The organism is Flagellimonas olearia (assembly GCF_009184425.1).
Taxonomy (GTDB): Bacteria; Bacteroidota; Bacteroidia; order Flavobacteriales; family Flavobacteriaceae; genus Flagellimonas; species Flagellimonas olearia.
Window position 1 is genome coordinate 687,280 of sequence record NZ_WELG01000001.1, and the last position, 17,771, is coordinate 705,050.

General features: G+C 43.4%; 17 protein-coding genes. 9 read left to right on the forward strand and 8 right to left on the reverse strand.

Going from position 1 to position 17,771, the window contains the following annotated elements; all coding sequences use genetic code 11:
* Positions 1-116: 116 nt before the first annotated feature.
* Positions 117-590: a CAP domain-containing protein gene (locus tag F8C76_RS02815; RefSeq protein ID WP_242502130.1), complete on the reverse strand. Its 474-nt coding sequence runs from the start codon at positions 588-590 to the stop codon at positions 117-119.
* A 369-nt stretch (positions 591-959) separates the two neighbouring features.
* Between F8C76_RS02815 and F8C76_RS02820 the strand changes: the two genes are divergently transcribed.
* From F8C76_RS02820 to F8C76_RS02835, 4 genes are read left to right on the forward strand one after another with little or no spacing between them, the layout of a single operon-like run.
* Positions 960-1,481: a 5' nucleotidase, NT5C type gene (locus F8C76_RS02820; RefSeq protein WP_152130377.1), complete on the forward strand. Its 522-nt coding sequence runs from the start codon at positions 960-962 to the stop codon at positions 1,479-1,481.
* Between the two features lie 8 nt (positions 1,482-1,489).
* Positions 1,490-2,218 (forward strand): carboxylesterase family protein, encoded by a 729-nt coding sequence (locus tag F8C76_RS02825; RefSeq protein ID WP_152130378.1) that lies wholly within the window; start codon positions 1,490-1,492, stop codon positions 2,216-2,218.
* A gap of 5 nt (positions 2,219-2,223) precedes the next feature.
* On the forward strand, positions 2,224-2,943 hold the full coding sequence (locus F8C76_RS02830) for a M15 family metallopeptidase (protein ID WP_152130379.1): 720 nt from the start codon (positions 2,224-2,226) through the stop codon (positions 2,941-2,943).
* 13 nt (positions 2,944-2,956) lie between these two features.
* A complete protein-coding gene (locus tag F8C76_RS02835) occupies positions 2,957-3,889 on the forward strand; it encodes an alpha/beta hydrolase (RefSeq protein ID WP_249042347.1) in 933 nt (310 codons plus the stop codon).
* Here F8C76_RS02835 and F8C76_RS02840 read toward each other — a convergent pair.
* Genes F8C76_RS02840 through F8C76_RS02850 form a run of 3 tightly spaced genes read right to left on the reverse strand, consistent with a single transcriptional unit; the run spans position 3,886 to position 6,790 of the window.
* The gene (locus F8C76_RS02840; RefSeq protein ID WP_152130380.1) at positions 3,886-5,070 is read right to left on the reverse strand and encodes a THUMP-like domain-containing protein; all 1,185 of its coding nucleotides are present in this window, start codon (positions 5,068-5,070) and stop codon (positions 3,886-3,888) included. The genes F8C76_RS02835 and F8C76_RS02840 overlap by 4 nt on opposite strands.
* A 7-nt stretch (positions 5,071-5,077) precedes the next feature.
* A complete protein-coding gene (locus F8C76_RS02845; protein ID WP_152130381.1) occupies positions 5,078-6,178 on the reverse strand; it encodes an AI-2E family transporter in 1,101 nt (366 codons plus the stop codon).
* A gap of 3 nt (positions 6,179-6,181) precedes the next feature.
* Positions 6,182-6,790 (reverse strand): DUF4159 domain-containing protein, encoded by a 609-nt coding sequence (locus tag F8C76_RS02850; RefSeq protein ID WP_249042348.1) that lies wholly within the window; start codon positions 6,788-6,790, stop codon positions 6,182-6,184.
* A gap of 81 nt (positions 6,791-6,871) precedes the next feature.
* On the opposite strand from F8C76_RS02850, the gene F8C76_RS02855 reads away from it, so the two are divergent.
* Positions 6,872-7,651 (forward strand): DUF1223 domain-containing protein, encoded by a 780-nt coding sequence (locus F8C76_RS02855; protein ID WP_152130383.1) that lies wholly within the window; start codon positions 6,872-6,874, stop codon positions 7,649-7,651.
* Here F8C76_RS02855 and F8C76_RS02860 read toward each other — a convergent pair.
* Genes F8C76_RS02860 through tsaD form a run of 3 tightly spaced genes read right to left on the reverse strand, consistent with a single transcriptional unit; the run spans position 7,648 to position 9,767 of the window.
* Complete coding sequence (locus F8C76_RS02860; RefSeq protein ID WP_152130384.1) at positions 7,648-8,352, reverse strand: 16S rRNA (uracil(1498)-N(3))-methyltransferase; 705 nt, start codon at positions 8,350-8,352, stop codon at positions 7,648-7,650. The two genes, F8C76_RS02855 and F8C76_RS02860, sit on opposite strands and share 4 nt — an antisense overlap.
* Positions 8,353-8,355: 3 nt before the next feature.
* The gene (locus F8C76_RS02865) at positions 8,356-8,682 is read right to left on the reverse strand and encodes a TfoX/Sxy family protein (protein ID WP_152130385.1); all 327 of its coding nucleotides are present in this window, start codon (positions 8,680-8,682) and stop codon (positions 8,356-8,358) included.
* Between the two features lie 56 nt (positions 8,683-8,738).
* Positions 8,739-9,767: a tRNA (adenosine(37)-N6)-threonylcarbamoyltransferase complex transferase subunit TsaD gene (tsaD, locus tag F8C76_RS02870; protein ID WP_152130386.1), complete on the reverse strand. Its 1,029-nt coding sequence runs from the start codon at positions 9,765-9,767 to the stop codon at positions 8,739-8,741.
* Positions 9,768-9,895: 128 nt separating this feature from the next.
* On the opposite strand from tsaD, the gene F8C76_RS02875 reads away from it, so the two are divergent.
* The 4 genes from F8C76_RS02875 to F8C76_RS02890 all read left to right on the forward strand — a co-directional run bounded on the left by F8C76_RS02875 (position 9,896) and on the right by F8C76_RS02890 (position 17,360).
* Positions 9,896-14,290, forward strand: a complete 4,395-nt coding sequence (locus F8C76_RS02875) for a translocation/assembly module TamB domain-containing protein (protein WP_170284010.1) — start codon at positions 9,896-9,898, stop codon at positions 14,288-14,290.
* A gap of 131 nt (positions 14,291-14,421) precedes the next feature.
* A complete protein-coding gene (gene pfkA / locus F8C76_RS02880) occupies positions 14,422-15,408 on the forward strand; it encodes a 6-phosphofructokinase (protein WP_129654492.1) in 987 nt (328 codons plus the stop codon).
* A gap of 23 nt (positions 15,409-15,431) precedes the next feature.
* The gene (gene gap / locus F8C76_RS02885; RefSeq protein WP_152130388.1) at positions 15,432-16,433 is read left to right on the forward strand and encodes a type I glyceraldehyde-3-phosphate dehydrogenase; all 1,002 of its coding nucleotides are present in this window, start codon (positions 15,432-15,434) and stop codon (positions 16,431-16,433) included.
* 75 nt (positions 16,434-16,508) lie between these two features.
* The gene (locus F8C76_RS02890) at positions 16,509-17,360 is read left to right on the forward strand and encodes an N-acetylglucosamine kinase (RefSeq protein WP_129654490.1); all 852 of its coding nucleotides are present in this window, start codon (positions 16,509-16,511) and stop codon (positions 17,358-17,360) included.
* Here F8C76_RS02890 and F8C76_RS02895 read toward each other — a convergent pair.
* Entirely contained in the window at positions 17,353-17,733 is a 381-nt protein-coding gene (locus tag F8C76_RS02895; RefSeq protein ID WP_152130389.1) for a RidA family protein, read from the reverse strand. The two genes, F8C76_RS02890 and F8C76_RS02895, sit on opposite strands and share 8 nt — an antisense overlap.
* Between the last annotated feature and the right edge of the window lie 38 nt (positions 17,734-17,771).

The window sequence follows — 17,771 nt, forward strand, 5'->3', positions numbered from 1 at the left end:
TGAATAAATAATTGATTTACAGTATATTGATTATTTTCACTCTTTAAAAGGGTTTAGAGTAAAATTTAGTTATACTAACAAGAAAAGTATCTAGTGGCAGGCCATCAAAAAAGATGTTATCTGTAAAATAGTTGCGTAAAATACAGTACCCCTTCAGGGTCAGATTTAATACTTACTGCAGTAAAATCATAATTCCCTTCCATGACTTTTTGGTGGGTTGGACTTTTGGACCATGCATCAACCAAAGCTTCGGCAGAGATATATCTGCGTCCAAGATTCTCGGCCACATGACTCGCATTGGTCTCCATGGCCAATTCAGACGAGCGTTTTTCAAAATCCTTATGGCTTATTTCTCCATCCTTGACCATGGTATTGGTATGGGCTGTGGCATATGCGTAAGCGGTGACATTAAACTCTAAGGCAGTGAGGTTTTTAGAAAGGCGATATTCATTCACAAGGTGCAAAACTTCCATTTCCATATCAGTGGCCGTGCTGGCCACAAAGAAAGCTTCTTCCTCATCTGTGGAGGAGGTGCTACATGAGACGAAAAATACAGACAAAAACAGTAAGCGAACAACGGCGAATTTCATTCTTTTCACAGCGAATTTTTTAAAATCGTGTGCAAAAGTAGCTTGCTGTTCCAGTTAAAAAACCATCAAAGTGAGTACTTTATATAAACGGTGGATAAAAGGCGATGAAGTGCGTGCTTTTCAAGTTTCACCCTGTGGTATGGCCAATAAATACAGCTCCTTATCGATAAAACACATTCCGCCTTCCAACAGGATTTTGGTCACTATCCCATGAAAAAAAATCATGGAATGAAATCAATCTAAAGAAGAATGTCAGTGAAGGTTTTATTTTATTGTCAAATCAAACAAAATAAGCCCCTATGATTATCATTCTGTAAATTTCTTTTGTTTGTTTTGGATTTTGCCGTACTTCATCAAAAAATATAGAATATGATCATTTTTGTGGATATGGATGAGGTGATTGCGGATACCTACGGAGCGCATTTGGAATTGTACAACTCGGAATTCAATGCCCAAATAAAACTCGAAGATTGCCATGGAAAAGGAATAAAGCAATGTGTTGCCGAAGAACATCTGGAAATGGTAAAGGGATATACGGCTCGGGATGGGTTTTTTAGAAACTTGGAGGTATTTCCAGACAGTCAGGAGGTTTTGCGGGAACTGTCCAAGGAGCATGAGGTCTACATTGCCTCCGCCGCCATGGAGTATCCAAACTCATTACGTGAAAAATCGGATTGGTTGGATGAACATTTTCCGTTCATCCCATGGCAACATCGCATTCTATGTGGTCATAAATATATTTTGAAAGGAGATTTGCTGATTGATGATCATTCCCGTAACCTGAAACCCTTTGAAGGTAGAAAAATCATGTTTACTTCTCCCCACAACATGAGTGATACTGAGTTTGAACGCGCTGATAACTGGAAGGAAATCGCAGCCAAACTTTTGTAGATTTGTGAATGCGATTATTTCTTAGGGTACCCCATACATTGCTTTTAGGCACTTTTTTATTGTTTCAAGCCTGTGCCGCCCAATCCAATCTCATTGAAGGGGAACAAGTGACCGTAACCAAGGAAACCCTACAGTATTATCTGTACTATCCTGAAGATTACCTATCCAACCCTTCACAAACCTATGGTTTGTTGCTCTTTTTGCACGGTGGAGGGGAATCTGGGGAATCTCAAGAGGAATTCAAAATGAATGAGCCCCCCAAACTTTTAAAAGAAGGAAAACAATTTCCATTTTTAATATTGGCGCCGCACAACCCCCATGAAAGAAAATGGTGGAATACGGAAGCCGTTATGCAACTTTTGGATTCCATTGTTGCCGAGAACAGGGTCGATATAAACAGAATATACCTGACAGGGATAAGTAGGGGAGGTAATGCCGTATGGGAGCTGGCTACCCAATACCCGGATAGGTTTGCTGCCATGGCGGTAGTATGTGGTATGGCGCCCTTACCATATGCCCATTGGATTGACAGGGAAATGCCCATTTGGGTGTTCCATGGCGAATTGGATGAAACCATCCCGGTTGAGGAGTCCGATGCCATGGTGGAAAAGCTTAAATCAATGAATTACAATATCCAATATACAAGATATAAAGGGGTAGGCCATAATGCATGGGACAGGGCTTACACCACAGATTCTTTGTATACTTGGTTTGCCAAACAAAAACGGATAAATTAAATGTTATGAGATATTGCATCATGTTCCTGGGGTTGATGTCTATTTTTTCCGGTTGCCAAGGAAAACCGAAAGAAGCCAAAACGGAGGAATCGGTTGAAATGGTTACAACGGAGCCGGTAGACTCCATCGTGGTCCAAGAACCTCAAGGAGCATTAAAAACTTTTGAAGGTCTGGCAGACACCACCTTTGTACGTTTGGCGGATTTTAGCAACGACTTTGCCTATGACCTGAGATACGCCACGGAAAATAATTTCCTAAAGGCAAAGGTGTACGACTGCGCGGAGTGTTATACACGGGTAAAAACAGCCAAAGCGCTTATCAAGGCCAATGCCGATTTTAAAGAAAAGGGGGTAAGAATAAAGTTTTTTGATTGTTACCGACCCAATTCCGTTCAATATAAAATGTGGGCCATTGTGCCCAACCCCCAATATGTGGCCAATCCGGAGAAGGGATCCATCCATAATAAAGGTGGTGCGGTGGACATTACTTTGGAAGATTTGGAGGGAAACGAATTGGATATGGGGACGGACTTCGATTTTTTTGGGAAAAGGGCCTATCATGACAACCTGGACCTACCAAAAGAAATCCTGGAGAATAGAAAACTGCTGAAGGAAACCATGGAGTCCCATGGGTTTTGGTCCATAAGAACCGAGTGGTGGCATTATAATCTTTCAGCAGGTTCCAATGATAAAGTGGCCAATTTTAAATGGGAATGTCCTGAGTGAAAATAATCAAGATATGATGAAAACAATTAAAAAGTTAGCTCTAGTATTTGTATTCATTTCTGTAAACGCATCAGCACAAGATGCTATTGTGCCGCTTTGGCCCAATGCAGTTCCCAACCAAAATATGGATACCGATGAAAAGGAGCAAGTAGAGTATAGGGAGTCAGGTATAATTTGGGTCACCAATGTTCAAAAGCCAACCTTGGAGGTGTATCTTCCTGCAAAGGGAAATGCCAATGGGAAGGCTGTAGTTATTTTCCCTGGCGGTGGATATTCCGGATTGGCGTACGATTGGGAAGGTAGGGATATCGCCAAGGCTCTAAATGGAAATGGTGTTGCTGGAATAGTGGTGAAGTATCGATTGCCACGTTCCAAATCGATTGTGGCAGACCAACACATAGTTCCCCTGCAAGATGCCCAACGGGCCATCAGGTTGGTGCGTAGCAAAGCCAAAGAGTGGAATTTGGCGGAAAATGAAATTGGTGTCATGGGGTTCTCCGCAGGAGGACATCTGGCTTCTACCTTGGGCACACATTTTGAAGACGTGGTATACCCAGCACAGGATGTCATTGATGGGATTTCTGCCCGTCCGGATTTTATGGCGTTGATCTATCCCGTCATCACGCTTAAGGAGCCTGCCGTGAATATGGGGTCAAGGGAATCCTTGGTGGGTAAGGAGCCTACCATGGAACAATTGAATTATTTGTCCAACGAAAAACAAGTGAAGGACAATACACCCCCAACTTTTTTACTTCATGCAGCAGATGATAATCCAGTGCCCGTGGAGAACAGTCTTATGTTTTTTGAAGCTTTAAAGGCCCATAACATTTCGACTACCATGCACATTTACCCTTCGGGTGGACATGGTTTTTCTTTAGGGCATAAGAACAAGGGATTAAAAAATTGGCTTGATCTTTTTGTTGCTTGGCTTGAGAATTTAGATTAATCCAGTACTTTGGAACAGTCAAGAACCAACAAAGAATCGTCATGGTTTTTGGTAAAGAATAGATAGCGATCTCCTCCGTCCTTAATTTTATGTTTTTTTCGTATTTCGGCCACAGATAGTGGAAAGTTTCGGGTGGTGACGTTGGCCTTAGTCTGTGAAAAGCTTCGCAAGGTCTTTTTTGAATAGGGGAGAACCTGTACTATGGAAAACCTTCTCCCTGGGAATTCCACCAGTGTTTCGGACGTGTACAAATGGGAGTGCTGGTGTAACTTTTGCAATCCATATTTCTCCCCCACGATTTTAAATCCACCGGATTTTAAAATGGCGGCATTGGGTTCATAAAGGAACCTTTGGGGGCTCCCCAATTTCGTGGAACTTACTTTTTCTTCATTAAGGACAAAGTCGAATACAACCTCTCTGTCATGGGTGAAATTGATGGTCTTGATCATGACATCCCCGGTGTGATGCTGTTCCAATAGGTAGAGCAATTCCTTTACCTCGTTATTGACGGCCACCACATGGACTTCCTTTACAAAACTAAGTTCTTCCAAGCCTTGGGTGAGGTCCAAAATAGGTGAAACTTTTATCAAGACTTTTTGGGTATGGTTAAAAAGAAGGGGTAGTTGTTCAGGAATATTGGGAAGGCAATCCTTGAGCAAAAAAACCTTTCCGATGTTCTCATTTCTTCGTGATGGATCTACAAAAATCCAGTCGTATTTCTGAGAGTTGTTTTGTAAATAATGAATGCCATCCTCCGGAACGCAAGTGATGTTTTCCTGTCCTAAAACCCCAAAATTATAGGTGGCAATTTCACTGAGTTCCGTATTGATTTCACAATGAAATACCTTCTCGATTTTTTTCGAAAAAAAGTAGGCATCAACCCCAAATCCTCCGGTAAGATCTAACAGGTTTTTTCCGTCTACCAAGCCAGCCTTATAACGAGCTGTTTGCTCGGAACTGGTCTGTTCAATATTCAGCTTATTGGGGTAATATATGTTTGGGGTAGTGAACCAGGTTGGAAGCTTGTCCTTGCATTTTTTCTTGGCTTCGAGCTGCTCTACCAGCTCTTTTTGGGAAATCCCGTCAAAAAGGGGTTTTTGGAGTAAAACTGACAGCGTGTCAGTATCCCAATTTTCATTTATAAATAATTGTACACCAGTATGTAATATCAATTTATTCAAACTGACACTATAAGTTTTTGGTCAATTTCTTCACAAAGGAATATTCCGCCAAAAATTCCTTTAAAATCACCTTTATGGCGGTATATCCAGGTACGGCAACCACCATCCCGACCACTCCAAAAAGTAGTCCAGCGATAATGATCACCAAGAAGATTTCAAGGGGATGTGACTTTACGCTGGTCGAAAAAATAAAGGGTTGTGAAAAGAAATTATCCACCAATTGACCAATGGTCAAACCGATTAAAACATACATGGCTTTGGGCAGGATAACGGTGCTAAAATCGGCTCCCAAAAAACTGGTCATGGTAAGGGTCACCATGATCACTCCGCCAATGATCGGACCAATGTATGGGATAATGTTGAACAGGGCGCAGAGGAAGGCAATCACAATTGCATTTTCCACGCCAACAATCAACAGTGCAATAGTGTAAATCACAAACAGGATAAAAAGCTGAAGAAGGATGCCCGCAAAATATCTTGAGAGCAATCCGTTGATTTTATCAATGGATTTTACGAGGTTACTTTCCTTGTCATCGGGAACGAAAGTAAGCATACCATTTTGGAACAATTTGCTGTCCTTTAAAAAGAAAAAGGAGATGAACAGCACCGAGAACAGACCTATGCTAAAATTGCTCAGTACATTCATAAATGAATTGAGAAAATTGGGAATGAACCCCAAGTCAAGACCTTTAAGAAAACTTTCCTCCAAATGGGATTCCTCCACCAAGCGTTCCACGTTTCCGGAAGAGGCCCCAAAATATTCCAAAATCTGAAAATACAGTTTGTTGATATCGCCTTTTAACGCTTCAATATCCAACAGGGAAAGGTTTTTGCTCTGTTCCGAGATCAGGGGTACAAAAAGCGCCAATATGCCCATAAAAATACCGAGCATGAAAATCATGGTGGCAATTACGGCAAGCGTGTTGGGGAACTTAAGCTTTCTTCGTAAAAAGAGAACCACGGGCCTGCCCAAAAGGGCAATTACCGAGGCAATGGCCAAATAGGTAATCACGGATTGAATTTTGTACAGAAAGTAGCCCAAAAGAACCACGCCCACAATAATGGCAACGGCCCTTAGAATTCCATTGGCAATGGTCTTTGAGGTCATAGATTAGCTTTTAAAGGCATATTCAACAATATTGGAACCCATTTGCAGTGCCTTCAACCGTACCTCTTCGGGGTCGTTGTGCACCGATGGGTCTTCCCAGCCATCCCCTAGATCACATTCAAAGGTAAAGAGCAAGAGTAGCCTGCCCTTGTCAAAAATACCTAAGGCTTGAGGTCTCTTGCCATCGTGCTCGTGTATTTTGGGAAGTCCGTTGGGGAACTTGAATTTTTGATCAAAAATGGGGTGGTCCGAGCCCAGTTCTTCCAATTGTTTATCAGGAAATACCTTGAGAAGTTCCCTTCTCAGGTAGGGTTCCATTCCATAATTGTCATCAATATGTAAAAAACCACCGGAAAGGAGGTAGGTCCTCAGATTTTGGGCCTCTTCGTCTGTAAAAAAGACGTTGCCATGCCCGGTCATATGCAGAAAAGGATACTTGAATAGGGTAATGCTTCCTGTTTCTACCGTTTCTGGTTCCGGATTGATTTTGGTGCCGATGGCATTGTTGCAAAACGCAATGAGGTTGGGCAAGGCCGTTGGGTTGGAATACCAGTCCCCACCCCCTCCATACTTAAGGATGGCAATCTCTTGGGCGCCCACTGTGCCCATCATAAAAAAAGTTAAAATGCAACCTAGTCTGGTAAGTTGTCCCATGGATTTGCGATTAACCAACTACTCAAAAGTACGGTATTCATGATTAAAAAAGCCATAATTGCCTCATTTGCCTTTTTTGCGATGTCCTTGATGGCGCTCTACACGGCACGGACCAAGGAGGTTTCAAGTTTCATACCGGCAATGGAAACCCAAGAAGCACCTGTGGTGGTCTTGGAGCTCTTTACTTCCCAAGGGTGTTCCAGTTGTCCGCCGGCCGATATTCTTTTGGATAAGGTGAAAAGGGAATTTCCCAATGAGGTTTTTGCACTTTCCTATCATGTGGATTATTGGGACTATATAGGATGGAAGGACCCTTTTGCCAAACCGGGCCATAGCCTTAAGCAGCGTGAATACAATAAAAAGTTGGGTTACGATGGCAACTATACCCCTGAGATGGTACTTAATGGGAGTCTTCATTTTGTGGGATCCAACAAAGTCAAACTCTATGAAGAAATCAATTCCCATCTAAAAGAGAAGGCCCAGAACGGAATTCAGATACATAATGTTGTTGCTGATGCGAATGCCGTTTCGTTTGAATATGCCGCTACGGGGGACTTGGGCCATAAAGTGTTGCGGGCCATTTTGGTGATCGATGAACGAACCACAGAAGTGAAACGAGGAGAGAATCGGAATAGGACTTTGCAGAACAGCAATATTGTGGTAGAGGAAGCTTATTTGGATTTGGAGGCTTCGGCTGGAAAAACTAGTATAAAAATTCCCCAATTGGTTTTGGAATCTGACAGTCTGACCCTTGTCTTGTTAGTCGAAACTGAAAATCTTGACATCACTGCTGCAGCCAAGGCCCAAGTAAAGCGCTAACTGTTAATGATGGCCACGGTGGTACAGGCCACAATTGCCGCGGTTTCAGTACGTAATCGGGTATTGCCCAAAGAAATGGGGATGAATCCCTTTTTACGGGCCAAGTCAATTTCTTCTTTGGAAAAATCTCCTTCGGGACCGATAAGGATGGTAAGGTCCATATCGGAAATGACCTTTCGTTTAAGCTCCATCTTTTCACCATCATCACAATGCGCAATGAATTTGAGGCCTGTTTGTTCCTGTTCCAAAAAGTCCCTGAGAGGTATCGCAGGATTCAGTTTGGGCAATACGGTCTGTAAGGATTGCTTCATGGCCGATTGCAGTACACGCTCCATACGGTCCTGTTTGACCACTTTTCGTTCGGAATGATCGCAAATGATCGGGGTGATCTCATCCACTCCGATTTCGGTGGCTTTTTCCAAAAACCATTCGTAGCGATCGTTCATTTTGGTGGGGGCCACTACCATGTGTAGCGCATATCTTTTGGGGATGGTCTTGTGTTTTGATACAATCGTTGCCCTGCATCGCTTTGGGTCGGAAACAATGATTTCCGCTTCGTATCGGTATCCCTTTCCATTGGTGATATGAACAATATCCCCCTCTTTTTTCCGAAGGACTTTGGCAATGTGCTTGCTTTCTTCGGGAGGAAAGGTGAATTGGGTAACGCTGTTGTCCAACAAAGGGTTATAGAAAAGTTGCATAGGCTATAGTTTGGTTTTGGCGTGTTCCAGGCCCAGTTCAATCCATTGGTGCAATTGTTCCTCAGTGACAAAGCCTTTTTGGGAGACAAAGACAAATTCTTTCATGGGTTTCCCGGTAAAATCCATGGGTCGTACACATTCCTGCTGCAAGATACGGTCCATTTTCGCTCGAACCACACGAACCATCAATTCGTCTTTTACCACACCCACGGTCATTTTGCCTTCATGTAGAAAAGCAATGCCCCCGAACATTTTCTTTTCGGTAAACTCTTCTGGTAAGAGACCCAATAGATATTGGACCCTACGGGCTATTTCTTCATTGTAGGCCATGTGCCGGTATTCTGCTATGCTCAAATATCCGAATAATCCATGAATCTAGGGATGTCTTAGCTCCCAATCGCATAACGGGCCTTGGCGGCCACACTTTGGTCTGTAAAATCAACTTTCAGAAATTTTAGGTAGCCCACAATCCCGATCATGGCGGCATTGTCCGTGCAATAGGCAAACTTGGGGATATAGGTTTTCCATCCCAGTTTTTCCTCGGCTTCCTTGAGTCGGGCACGTATGCCGGAGTTGGCGGCCACACCGCCTCCAATGGCAATCTCTTGGATTCCGGTTTGCTCCACGGCCAAGGTCAGTTTATCCATCAAGATCTCCAAAATGGTATGCTGTACCGATGCGCAGATATCGTTAATGTTTTCCGAAACAAAATCAGGGTTCTTTTGGGTTTCCCGCTGAAGGAAATACAGGATACTGGTCTTTAAGCCACTAAAACTGAAATTGAGCCCATCCACCTTGGGTTTTGGAAATTCAAAAGCATGTGGATTCCCTTCCCGGGCATATTTATCTACCAATGGGCCACCGGGATAGGGTAGTCCCATAAGCTTGGCGCTTTTGTCAAAAGCCTCGCCCACGGCATCATCCAGGGTCTCTCCAAGGACCTTCATGTCAAAATGGTCACAGACTTTCACAATCTGTGTATGTCCCCCGCTAATGGTCATCCCCAAAAATGGAAACTTCGGAGGGGTATTGTCACCATCTTCAATAAAGTGGGCCAAAATATGGGCTTCCATATGGTTCACCTCGATTAAGGGAATGTCCAACCCCAAGGCCAAAGACTTGGCAAAGGAGGTGCCCACGAGCAGCGAACCCATAAGTCCGGGGCCACGCGTAAAGGCTATGGCAGATAGTTGTTTTTTATCGATATTTGCCTTGGCCAAGGCCTGATGAACCACAGGGACAATATTTTGCTGATGGGCCCGTGAAGCCAACTCTGGGACAACACCACCATATTGCTTGTGGATTTCTTGTGTGGCCACCACATTGCTCAGTACCTTTGTATGGCACAAAACGGCGGCAGATGTGTCGTCACAAGAAGATTCAATGGCCAGAATATATTTTTTTGGATTTGTCACTGGTTTTGGAACAAAAATTGGTCATCAAAGGTAAAACATAAAGCCCTATCAAAAAACTTCGTAAAATACTAATACGATTCTTTTTGGCCCTAGTACTGCTTATGGTATTGGGGTCTTTGGTGTTGTCCATGCCGGTGGTGCAGACCAAAATTGCGAAGTACGCCACCAATTCCATCAATACGGAGTTCGGGACCAACATACAGATCGATCGTGTTAGCCTTTCACTTTTTACACTCAATGCAGGTATCAAGGGAATTTATATCGAGGATTATCAGAAAGATACCCTGGCTTATATCCATAAGCTGAGCACTTCTATATTGAACATACGGAACATGGCCAATGGAACGTTGGAGTTTGGCGACATGGAAGTGGACGGTATCCTTTTTAACCTGAAGACCTATGAAGGGGAGCGGGACACCAATCTGGACGTGTTTGTGGCCAAGTTGGATGACGGAAAGCCCCGTCCGCCGGGGACACCTCCCTTTTTCATGTCGACCGATGAAATCCAAATCAATAGTGGTAGGTTCCGGTTGATCGATGAAAATTTGGAGGCGCAAGAGGTCCTGAATTTTTCGGAGTTGAAGATATTGGCCAAGGACTTCCAGATCTTGGGGCCAGAAGTGACCTTGAATATTGAAGACCTTTCCACTTTGGCCAAACGGGGCATTCGACTTAAGAAACTGACCACAAATTTTAAGTACACGAAGGAACAGATGCGGTTTGATTCCCTTCTCGTTGACACGGAAGAATCCGAGATCAAAGGGAACTTGGTCTTTAATTATAATCGGGAAGATTTTGCCGAGTTTTTGGACAAGGTGAACATCGAGGCACAATTTGATGAATCCAGTGTGGCCCTAAACGAAGTGAATGCATTTTACAATGAGTTTGGAAAGGACAGGATAGTGACTTTTTCCGGACAGATGGGAGGAGTGCTCAATCAACTGGAAGTGGATGATCTTTATGTGCATATGGAAAATACCGGGATCCATGGCGATTTTGTATTCTCCAATATTTTTTCTGATGAGGCCCCCTTTGTCATGCGGGCCGATTTGGACAATCTTACCTCCAGCTACTATCAATTGAGGGCCATTTTGCCGAATATTTTGGGGGAAAACATTCCTGAAACTGTGCAAAAGCTAGGGCAATTTACGGTTAGGGGCGATGCAGAAGTGACGGAGACGTCCTTAGATGTAAAAATCAACCTCAATACAGCGGTGGGGAGTAGCTATATGGATGTGCAAATGACCAATCTCCAAGCAAAAAATGATGCTTCCTACATTGGATTTATATCCCTTATTGATTTTGACTTAGGAGATTTTATCGAAGATGATGAATTGGGGCTGACCTCCTTGGATTTCAATGTGGAAGGAAAAGGATTTGCCGCTGAAAATTTGAATACTGAGGTTATTGGTGATGTCTATAAACTGCAGTTCAATAATTACGAATACAATAACATTAAGGTTTCAGGAATCTTAAAGGATCAGTTGTTTGATGGCTCCCTGCTTTGCAATGATGAAAATTTCCGATTCGATTTTAAAGGTTTGGCGGACTTTGGCGGTACCGAGAACAAATTCAACTTTATTGCTGCCGTGGATTACGCCGATCTTAAGGAACTCAATTTTATTGATGATAGCATTTCCATATTCAAAGGTCATATAAATATGGATATTGAAGGAAGGACTTTGGATGATATGGTGGGTCAGATGCGTTTTTCCAACACCACCTATCAAAATATAAATACGACCTATTATTTTGAGGATTTTGCTGTTTTTTCCTCATTTGATCGGGATACGGTCCGTACCATTGAGATCAATTCGCCGGATATCATCACAGGGTATGTCAAGGGAAAATTCAAAGTCAATGAAGTAGGGAAATTGGTGCAAAACTCCGTGGGAAGCATTTATACCAATTATAAGCCCTTTGAAATTTCAGAGGGACAACATGTGGACTTCAACTTTAAGATTTACAATAAAATTGTGGACGTTTTCTTTCCAGAAGTGGTCTTTGGGCCCAATACCTTTATGAGGGGTAGTATTATATCGGATGAAGGCGATTTTAAAATGACGTTTAAATCACCAAGTATAGAAGCTTTTGACAATACATTTGAAAATGTAGAACTGAAGATCGATAATAAGAACCCTCTTTTCAACACCTTCGTTTCGGTGGAAGATATGTCCACGGTCTATTATGACATTAAAGATTTCAGTCTTATCAATACCACATTGAAGGACACGCTTTTCTTTAGAACGGAGTTCAAGGGGGGAAGCGAATACAACGATAGCTACAACCTCAATTTCTATCATACCTTCAACGAGAACAACCGATCGGTCATTGGCCTTAAAAAATCGGATATCAGCTTTAAGGGGAACACCTGGGTACTGAACAAAGATGGGAACAGTAAAAACAAGGTTATCATCAACAAGACCTTGGATAGCATAATCATTGAGGATGTGGTGATGGACAATAACAACAAGGAGCAGATCAGACTCCGAGGCGAATTGGCCGATTCCACCTATAAAGATCTGGATCTACAGTTTAAGATTGTGTCCCTCAGCAAGATTACCCCTGCCATAGACAGCCTTAAGATGAACGGATCTGTGGATGGTTTTCTCAACATCCTACAAAAAGATGGGAAGTATCTCCCCACATCCAGTCTAAATGTGAAAGACTTTAGCGTGAATGGCATGCGTTTGGGAGATTTGGAAGTGGGTATTTTTGGGAACAACAATCTTACCCAATTTGGGGTGAGTACTTGGCTCGTTGACAATGGTAAGGAGAAGATGAGTATCAACGGGAAGGTGACCAATATCAACAACAAACAACAGGTGGACCTTGCGGCCAATTTCACAGATTTTAGTTTGGAACCCTTCAGCCCATTGGGCGATGGGGTTATTTCCAACATACGGGGCAGCGTCATAGGAAGTGCCAAGATTACCGGAGATTTATACAACCCGTCCATTAATGGAACCTTAAGTCTCAACAATGCAGGAATCGGTATTCCCTACCTCAATGTGGATTATAATTTTGCGCCCTATTCCCGTGTCCGCCTTTTTGACCAAACTTTCTATTTTGAGAATGTAGGGCTGTCCGATGTGGCGGAAGGCACCAAGGCCACTCTGGACGGAACCATAAGTCATACCGGGTTTTCCGACTGGTACCTTGGGTTGGATGTGGACACCAAGAACAATCGGTTCATGATTCTTAATACGGAATATGATGAAGAATCCCTTTACTATGGAAAAGGCTTTATCAACGGTACAGGAAGTATTTATGGGCCAACCGACGCCTTGACCATTGCTGTGGATGCGACCACGGCGAGGGGCACTTCCCTAAAAATTCCGTTGAGTGATGTTACCAGTATTGGGGACTATTCGTTTATCAATTTCATTGAAAAGGGAGAATCCAATTCTTTTGAACAAGAACGGGTGTTACAAGAGTATCAAGGTCTGGAAATGGCCTTTGACCTCGCGGTGACCCCAGAGGCCGAAGTAGAGATCGTTGTGGATCAGAGTACAGGAAGTTCCCTTAAGGGAACCGGAGAGGGAATTCTGTTGATAGAGATCAATACCAATGGAAAATTCAATATGTACGGGGAGTTTGTTGCTGTAACGGGGGAGTACAATTTTAAATATGGTGGGGTGATTGACAAAAAGTTCAAGGTGCGCCCGGGTGGCACCATTCTTTGGGAACGGGATCCCTTGGCCGCCCAGTTGAACCTCGAGGCCGTATACGCCCTGAATGCCAATCCAGCCCCATTGTTGGACAATTCCGGTTTTGCGGGAAGGATTCCCACAGAGGTAATCGTTCGTTTGGATGGGGAGTTGGAAAGCCCCAATATCAATTTCGATATTGACTTCCCCGGAACCAGTTCCGTGGTACAGTCCGAGCTCCAATACCGATTGCAGGATCCCACCGTAAAGGAGCGAAATGCCTTTTTTCTTTTGGCGCAGGGAACATTTGTGGATTCTCAGTCGGGAATCAACCAACAGGCTGTTACCGGAAACCTAATACAGACTGCCTCCGGCCTCTTGAACCAAATCTTGGGGGGTGACAATGACAAGTTCAATCTGGGAGTATCCTACGAACAAGGTCTTTTGGACCCCAATGCCAGTACACGGACCGAGAATAGGATAGGGGTCACGGTTTCCACCCAGATATCGGATAGGATTTTGGTCAACGGAAGGGTAGGAGTGCCCGTGGGAGGAGTTTCCGAAACTGTAGTGGCCGGCGACGTGGAAGTACAGGTACTATTGAATGAGCAAGGGACCCTAAGCGCAAAGATCTTTAACCGGGAGAACCAAATCCAACGATTTTTGGCCGAACGACAAGGGTATACCCAAGGGGTTGGTCTGTCCTATCAAGTGGATTTCAATAGTTTTAAGGAACTCATGCAGAAGGTCTTCAAAAAGAAAGAAAAGGCACAGGAGCCCCCAAGGCAAAAAGAGGCAACGGAAGTCATGGGACAGGATAGTCTGATCCGGTTTATGCCCAAGAAAGATTCTCCCGCCAAAACAGGGCAATAGGCTTGTTATTTTTCACGCTTTTTGAGGAATTCTTTACGAAAACGTTTGAAAAAATCAATGAAGGTAAATAAATTATTAAGCCATTCATATTTTGGATAAAGTTTCCTAGTTTTGACCCTTTAAAATTTTGAATGGCTTCAGAAATAAAGAAAATAGGAGTTTTTACCTCTGGAGGAGACTCCCCGGGAATGAATGCAGCGATTCGTTCTGTAGTCCGAACTTGTGCTTACTTAAAAATTGAATGTATTGGTATCTATCGTGGATACCAAGGTATGATAGAGGGTGATTTCAAGACCCTTGATGCACGGAGTGTAAACAATATCATCAATAAAGGCGGAACCATTCTTAAATCTGCCCGTTGTGAGGAATTCAGGACAAAGCAAGGAAGACAAAAAGCATACGACCAATTGGTCAAGGAAGGCATAGATGCCTTTGTGGTGATTGGTGGTAATGGTAGCTTTAACGGTGCCATGCTCTTCAACCAAGAGTTTGGTTTTCCAGTTATGGGTATTCCGGGCACCATTGACAATGATATTTTGGGATCTTCCTATACCATTGGTTTTGATACCGCGATCAATACAGTGGTCGAAGCTGTGGATAAGATCAGGGATACAGCCAGTTCCCACAATCGTTTGTTCTTTGTGGAGGTCATGGGAAGGGACGTGGGCCATATTGCCTTGAACGCAGGTGTTGGGGCCGGTGCCGAGGAAATTTTGATTCCCGAATTGAACCTAGGTCTCGAACGTTTGGTAGAGTCCTTGAAACGAAGTAAAAAATCAGGCAAGTCTTCCAGTATCGTAATCGTTGCCGAAGGCGATAAGATTGGAAAGAATGTCTTTGAGCTCAAAGAATATGTGGAGGAACATTTGCCCATCTACGATGTAAGGGTATCCGTTCTGGGACACATGCAACGTGGTGGGAATCCAACCTGTTTTGACCGGGTTTTGGCCAGTAGAATGGGTGTGAAGGCCGTGGAGAGCCTGTTGGAGGGCAAATCCAACTTCATGGTGGGGATAAAGGATACCAAATTGGTGCTTACCCCGATTGCAGAGGCCATAAAGGCACATACGGAAATAGACCAAGAACTCATTAGAGTTTCTGATATAATGACAACATAATTTAAAACCAAAAAGGAGAGAAAATGTCAAAATTGAAAATAGGAATCAACGGATTCGGTAGAATTGGAAGGTTGGTGTTTCGTGCAACCGTAAAAAGGGACAATGTAGATGTAGTGGCCATTAACGATTTGCTGGATGTAGAGCACTTGGCCTATTTGTTGGAGTATGACTCTGTGCATGGAAGATTCGATGGAACCATCGAAATTAAGGATGGAAATCTTATTGTAGATGGAAAAACCATCAGGATCACCGCAGAACGTGACCCTAAAAACTTGAAGTGGGACGAGGTTGGCGCCGATGTTGTTGCCGAATGTACCGGTATTTTCACCACTTTGGACATGGCACAATCCCACATTGATGGTGGCGCCAAGAAAGTAGTTATCTCTGCTCCGTCCAAGGATGCCCCAATGTTTGTTATGGGGGTAAACCACCAAGATGTCAAGGCATCTGACACCATCATTTCCAACGCATCCTGTACCACCAACTGTTTGGCACCAATCGCAAAAGTTCTTAACGATGCCTTCGGTATCGAGGAGGCTTTGATGACCACGGTACACGCCACAACTGCAACCCAGTTGACGGTTGATGGTCCATCCAGAAAAGATTATAGAGGTGGTAGAAGTGCCCTTTTGAACATCATTCCAGCGGCTACAGGTGCTGCAAAAGCGGTGACCAAGGTAATTCCATCTTTGGAAGGTAAACTTACCGGTATGGCCTTTAGGGTACCAACTGCCGATGTTTCAGTAGTGGATTTGACCGTTAAATTGGAAAAGGAGACATCATACGAAGGAATCAAAGCTGCCATGAAAGCTGCTTCAGAAGGTGAATTGGCCGGAATTTTGGGTTATACCGAAGAATTGGTAGTGTCCCAAGATTTTGTAGGTGATGTTAGAACTTCCATCTTTGATGCCGATGCGGGAATTGAGCTGAACTCCAAATTTTTCAAGGTGGTATCTTGGTACGACAACGAAACCGGATATTCAAACAAGTTGGTAGATTTGGCCGAGCACGCTGCGAGCCTTTAATAATAGTATCTTGCATATAAATCCAGAAGAGGGTGTAAAGCCCTCTTTTGGATTCAACCAAAAACTTTGACGCATATGATTTTGATTGTGGATAGTGGAGCCACTAAATCCGATTGGATTGCATTGGATGACAAGGGGAAACAATTGTTCCTTACCCAAACCCTTGGGTTAAGTCCAGAGGTGCTCACACGTGAGGTGATTGAGGACAGGTTGGCCAATAATTTTGAGCTTTCCAAGAATAGAGAAATCGTTAGTCAATTGTATTTCTACGGTGCCGGTTGTGGCACGGATAGAATGAAGAATTTCCTAAAGGTAATTTTCAAGGATTTTTTCCCCAATGCCAAGGCAGAGGTTCGGGAAGACACCTATGCGGCCATATATGCCACGACCAAGATTGGACGTCAAGGAATTGTCTGCATATTGGGTACAGGATCCAATTGCAGTTATTATGATGGTCATCAATTGATGCAAAAGGTTACCTCGTTGGGCTATATCCTAATGGATGATGGTAGCGGTAACTTCTTTGGAAGAAAGTTGTTGCGTGATTATTACTTCCATAAGATGCCGCAGGATTTGGGAATCAAATTTGCCAAGGAATATAATCTGGAGGCAGATGTCATCAAAGAAAACTTATACAAACAGCCCAACCCAAATACCTATTTGGCCACGTTTGCCCGTTTCATTATCGAAAACAAGGAGCACCCGTATTGCAAAGGGGTCATAGAAAAAGGATTGCAACAGTTTGTGAACAACTACATTATGCAGTTTGAACTGGCCACCAAGGTACCTATCAACTTTGTGGGCAGCATAGCACACTTTCTGCAGGACGAACTAAAAGCCTGTTTGGAAAGGAACGATCTTATTCTTGGGGTAATCCGCAGAAGACCTATAGAAGGTCTGGTTGAGTTTCACCAAGAAACTATTTGACCGCGATCATAGAAATTTCAACATTTACAAATTTTGGAAGATTGGCTACTTCCACGGTTTCCCTGGCTGGGGCCGTATCTGCATTGAAATAAGTACCATATACCTCGTTTATTTCCGAAAATTGGTGCATATCCTTGATGAAAATGGAGGTTTTTACCACATGATCAAAGGTTAGACCGGCTTCTTCCAGAATGGCCTTGAGGTTTTCCATGGACTGCTTCGTCTCCTTTTTAATATCCCCTTCCACCAATTTGCCCGTAGCGGGATCTATTGGAATTTGTCCGGAAATGTATAGGGTGTCCTTGATCCATACGGCTTGATTGTAGGGACCAATAGGGGCAGGTGCCTTTGGAGTGTTTATGATTTTCTTCATGGAAGTTTATGCTTTTGTTTAGAGACTTGAAGATATTC

Excerpts from the sequence above, each read along its gene's own strand:
- F8C76_RS02850 (WP_249042348.1), bottom strand. The coding sequence starts at position 6,790 with ATGATGGGCACAGTGGGCGCCCAAGAGATTGCCATCCTTAAGTATGGA.
- F8C76_RS02830 (WP_152130379.1), top strand. The coding sequence starts at position 2,224 with ATGAGATATTGCATCATGTTCCTGGGGTTGATGTCTATTTTTTCCGGT.
- F8C76_RS02815 (WP_242502130.1), bottom strand. The coding sequence starts at position 590 with ATGAAATTCGCCGTTGTTCGCTTACTGTTTTTGTCTGTATTTTTCGTC.
- gap (WP_152130388.1), top strand. The coding sequence starts at position 15,432 with ATGTCAAAATTGAAAATAGGAATCAACGGATTCGGTAGAATTGGAAGG.
- F8C76_RS02890 (WP_129654490.1), top strand. The coding sequence starts at position 16,509 with ATGATTTTGATTGTGGATAGTGGAGCCACTAAATCCGATTGGATTGCA.
- F8C76_RS02845 (WP_152130381.1), bottom strand. The coding sequence starts at position 6,178 with ATGACCTCAAAGACCATTGCCAATGGAATTCTAAGGGCCGTTGCCATT.
- F8C76_RS02865 (WP_152130385.1), bottom strand. The coding sequence starts at position 8,682 with ATGGCCTACAATGAAGAAATAGCCCGTAGGGTCCAATATCTATTGGGT.
- F8C76_RS02860 (WP_152130384.1), bottom strand. The coding sequence starts at position 8,352 with ATGCAACTTTTCTATAACCCTTTGTTGGACAACAGCGTTACCCAATTC.
- F8C76_RS02855 (WP_152130383.1), top strand. The coding sequence starts at position 6,872 with ATGATTAAAAAAGCCATAATTGCCTCATTTGCCTTTTTTGCGATGTCC.
- F8C76_RS02835 (WP_249042347.1), top strand. The coding sequence starts at position 2,957 with ATGATGAAAACAATTAAAAAGTTAGCTCTAGTATTTGTATTCATTTCT.
- F8C76_RS02825 (WP_152130378.1), top strand. The coding sequence starts at position 1,490 with ATGCGATTATTTCTTAGGGTACCCCATACATTGCTTTTAGGCACTTTT.
- F8C76_RS02895 (WP_152130389.1), bottom strand. The coding sequence starts at position 17,733 with ATGAAGAAAATCATAAACACTCCAAAGGCACCTGCCCCTATTGGTCCC.
- pfkA (WP_129654492.1), top strand. The coding sequence starts at position 14,422 with ATGGCTTCAGAAATAAAGAAAATAGGAGTTTTTACCTCTGGAGGAGAC.
- F8C76_RS02820 (WP_152130377.1), top strand. The coding sequence starts at position 960 with ATGATCATTTTTGTGGATATGGATGAGGTGATTGCGGATACCTACGGA.
- F8C76_RS02875 (WP_170284010.1), top strand. The coding sequence starts at position 9,896 with ATGCCGGTGGTGCAGACCAAAATTGCGAAGTACGCCACCAATTCCATC.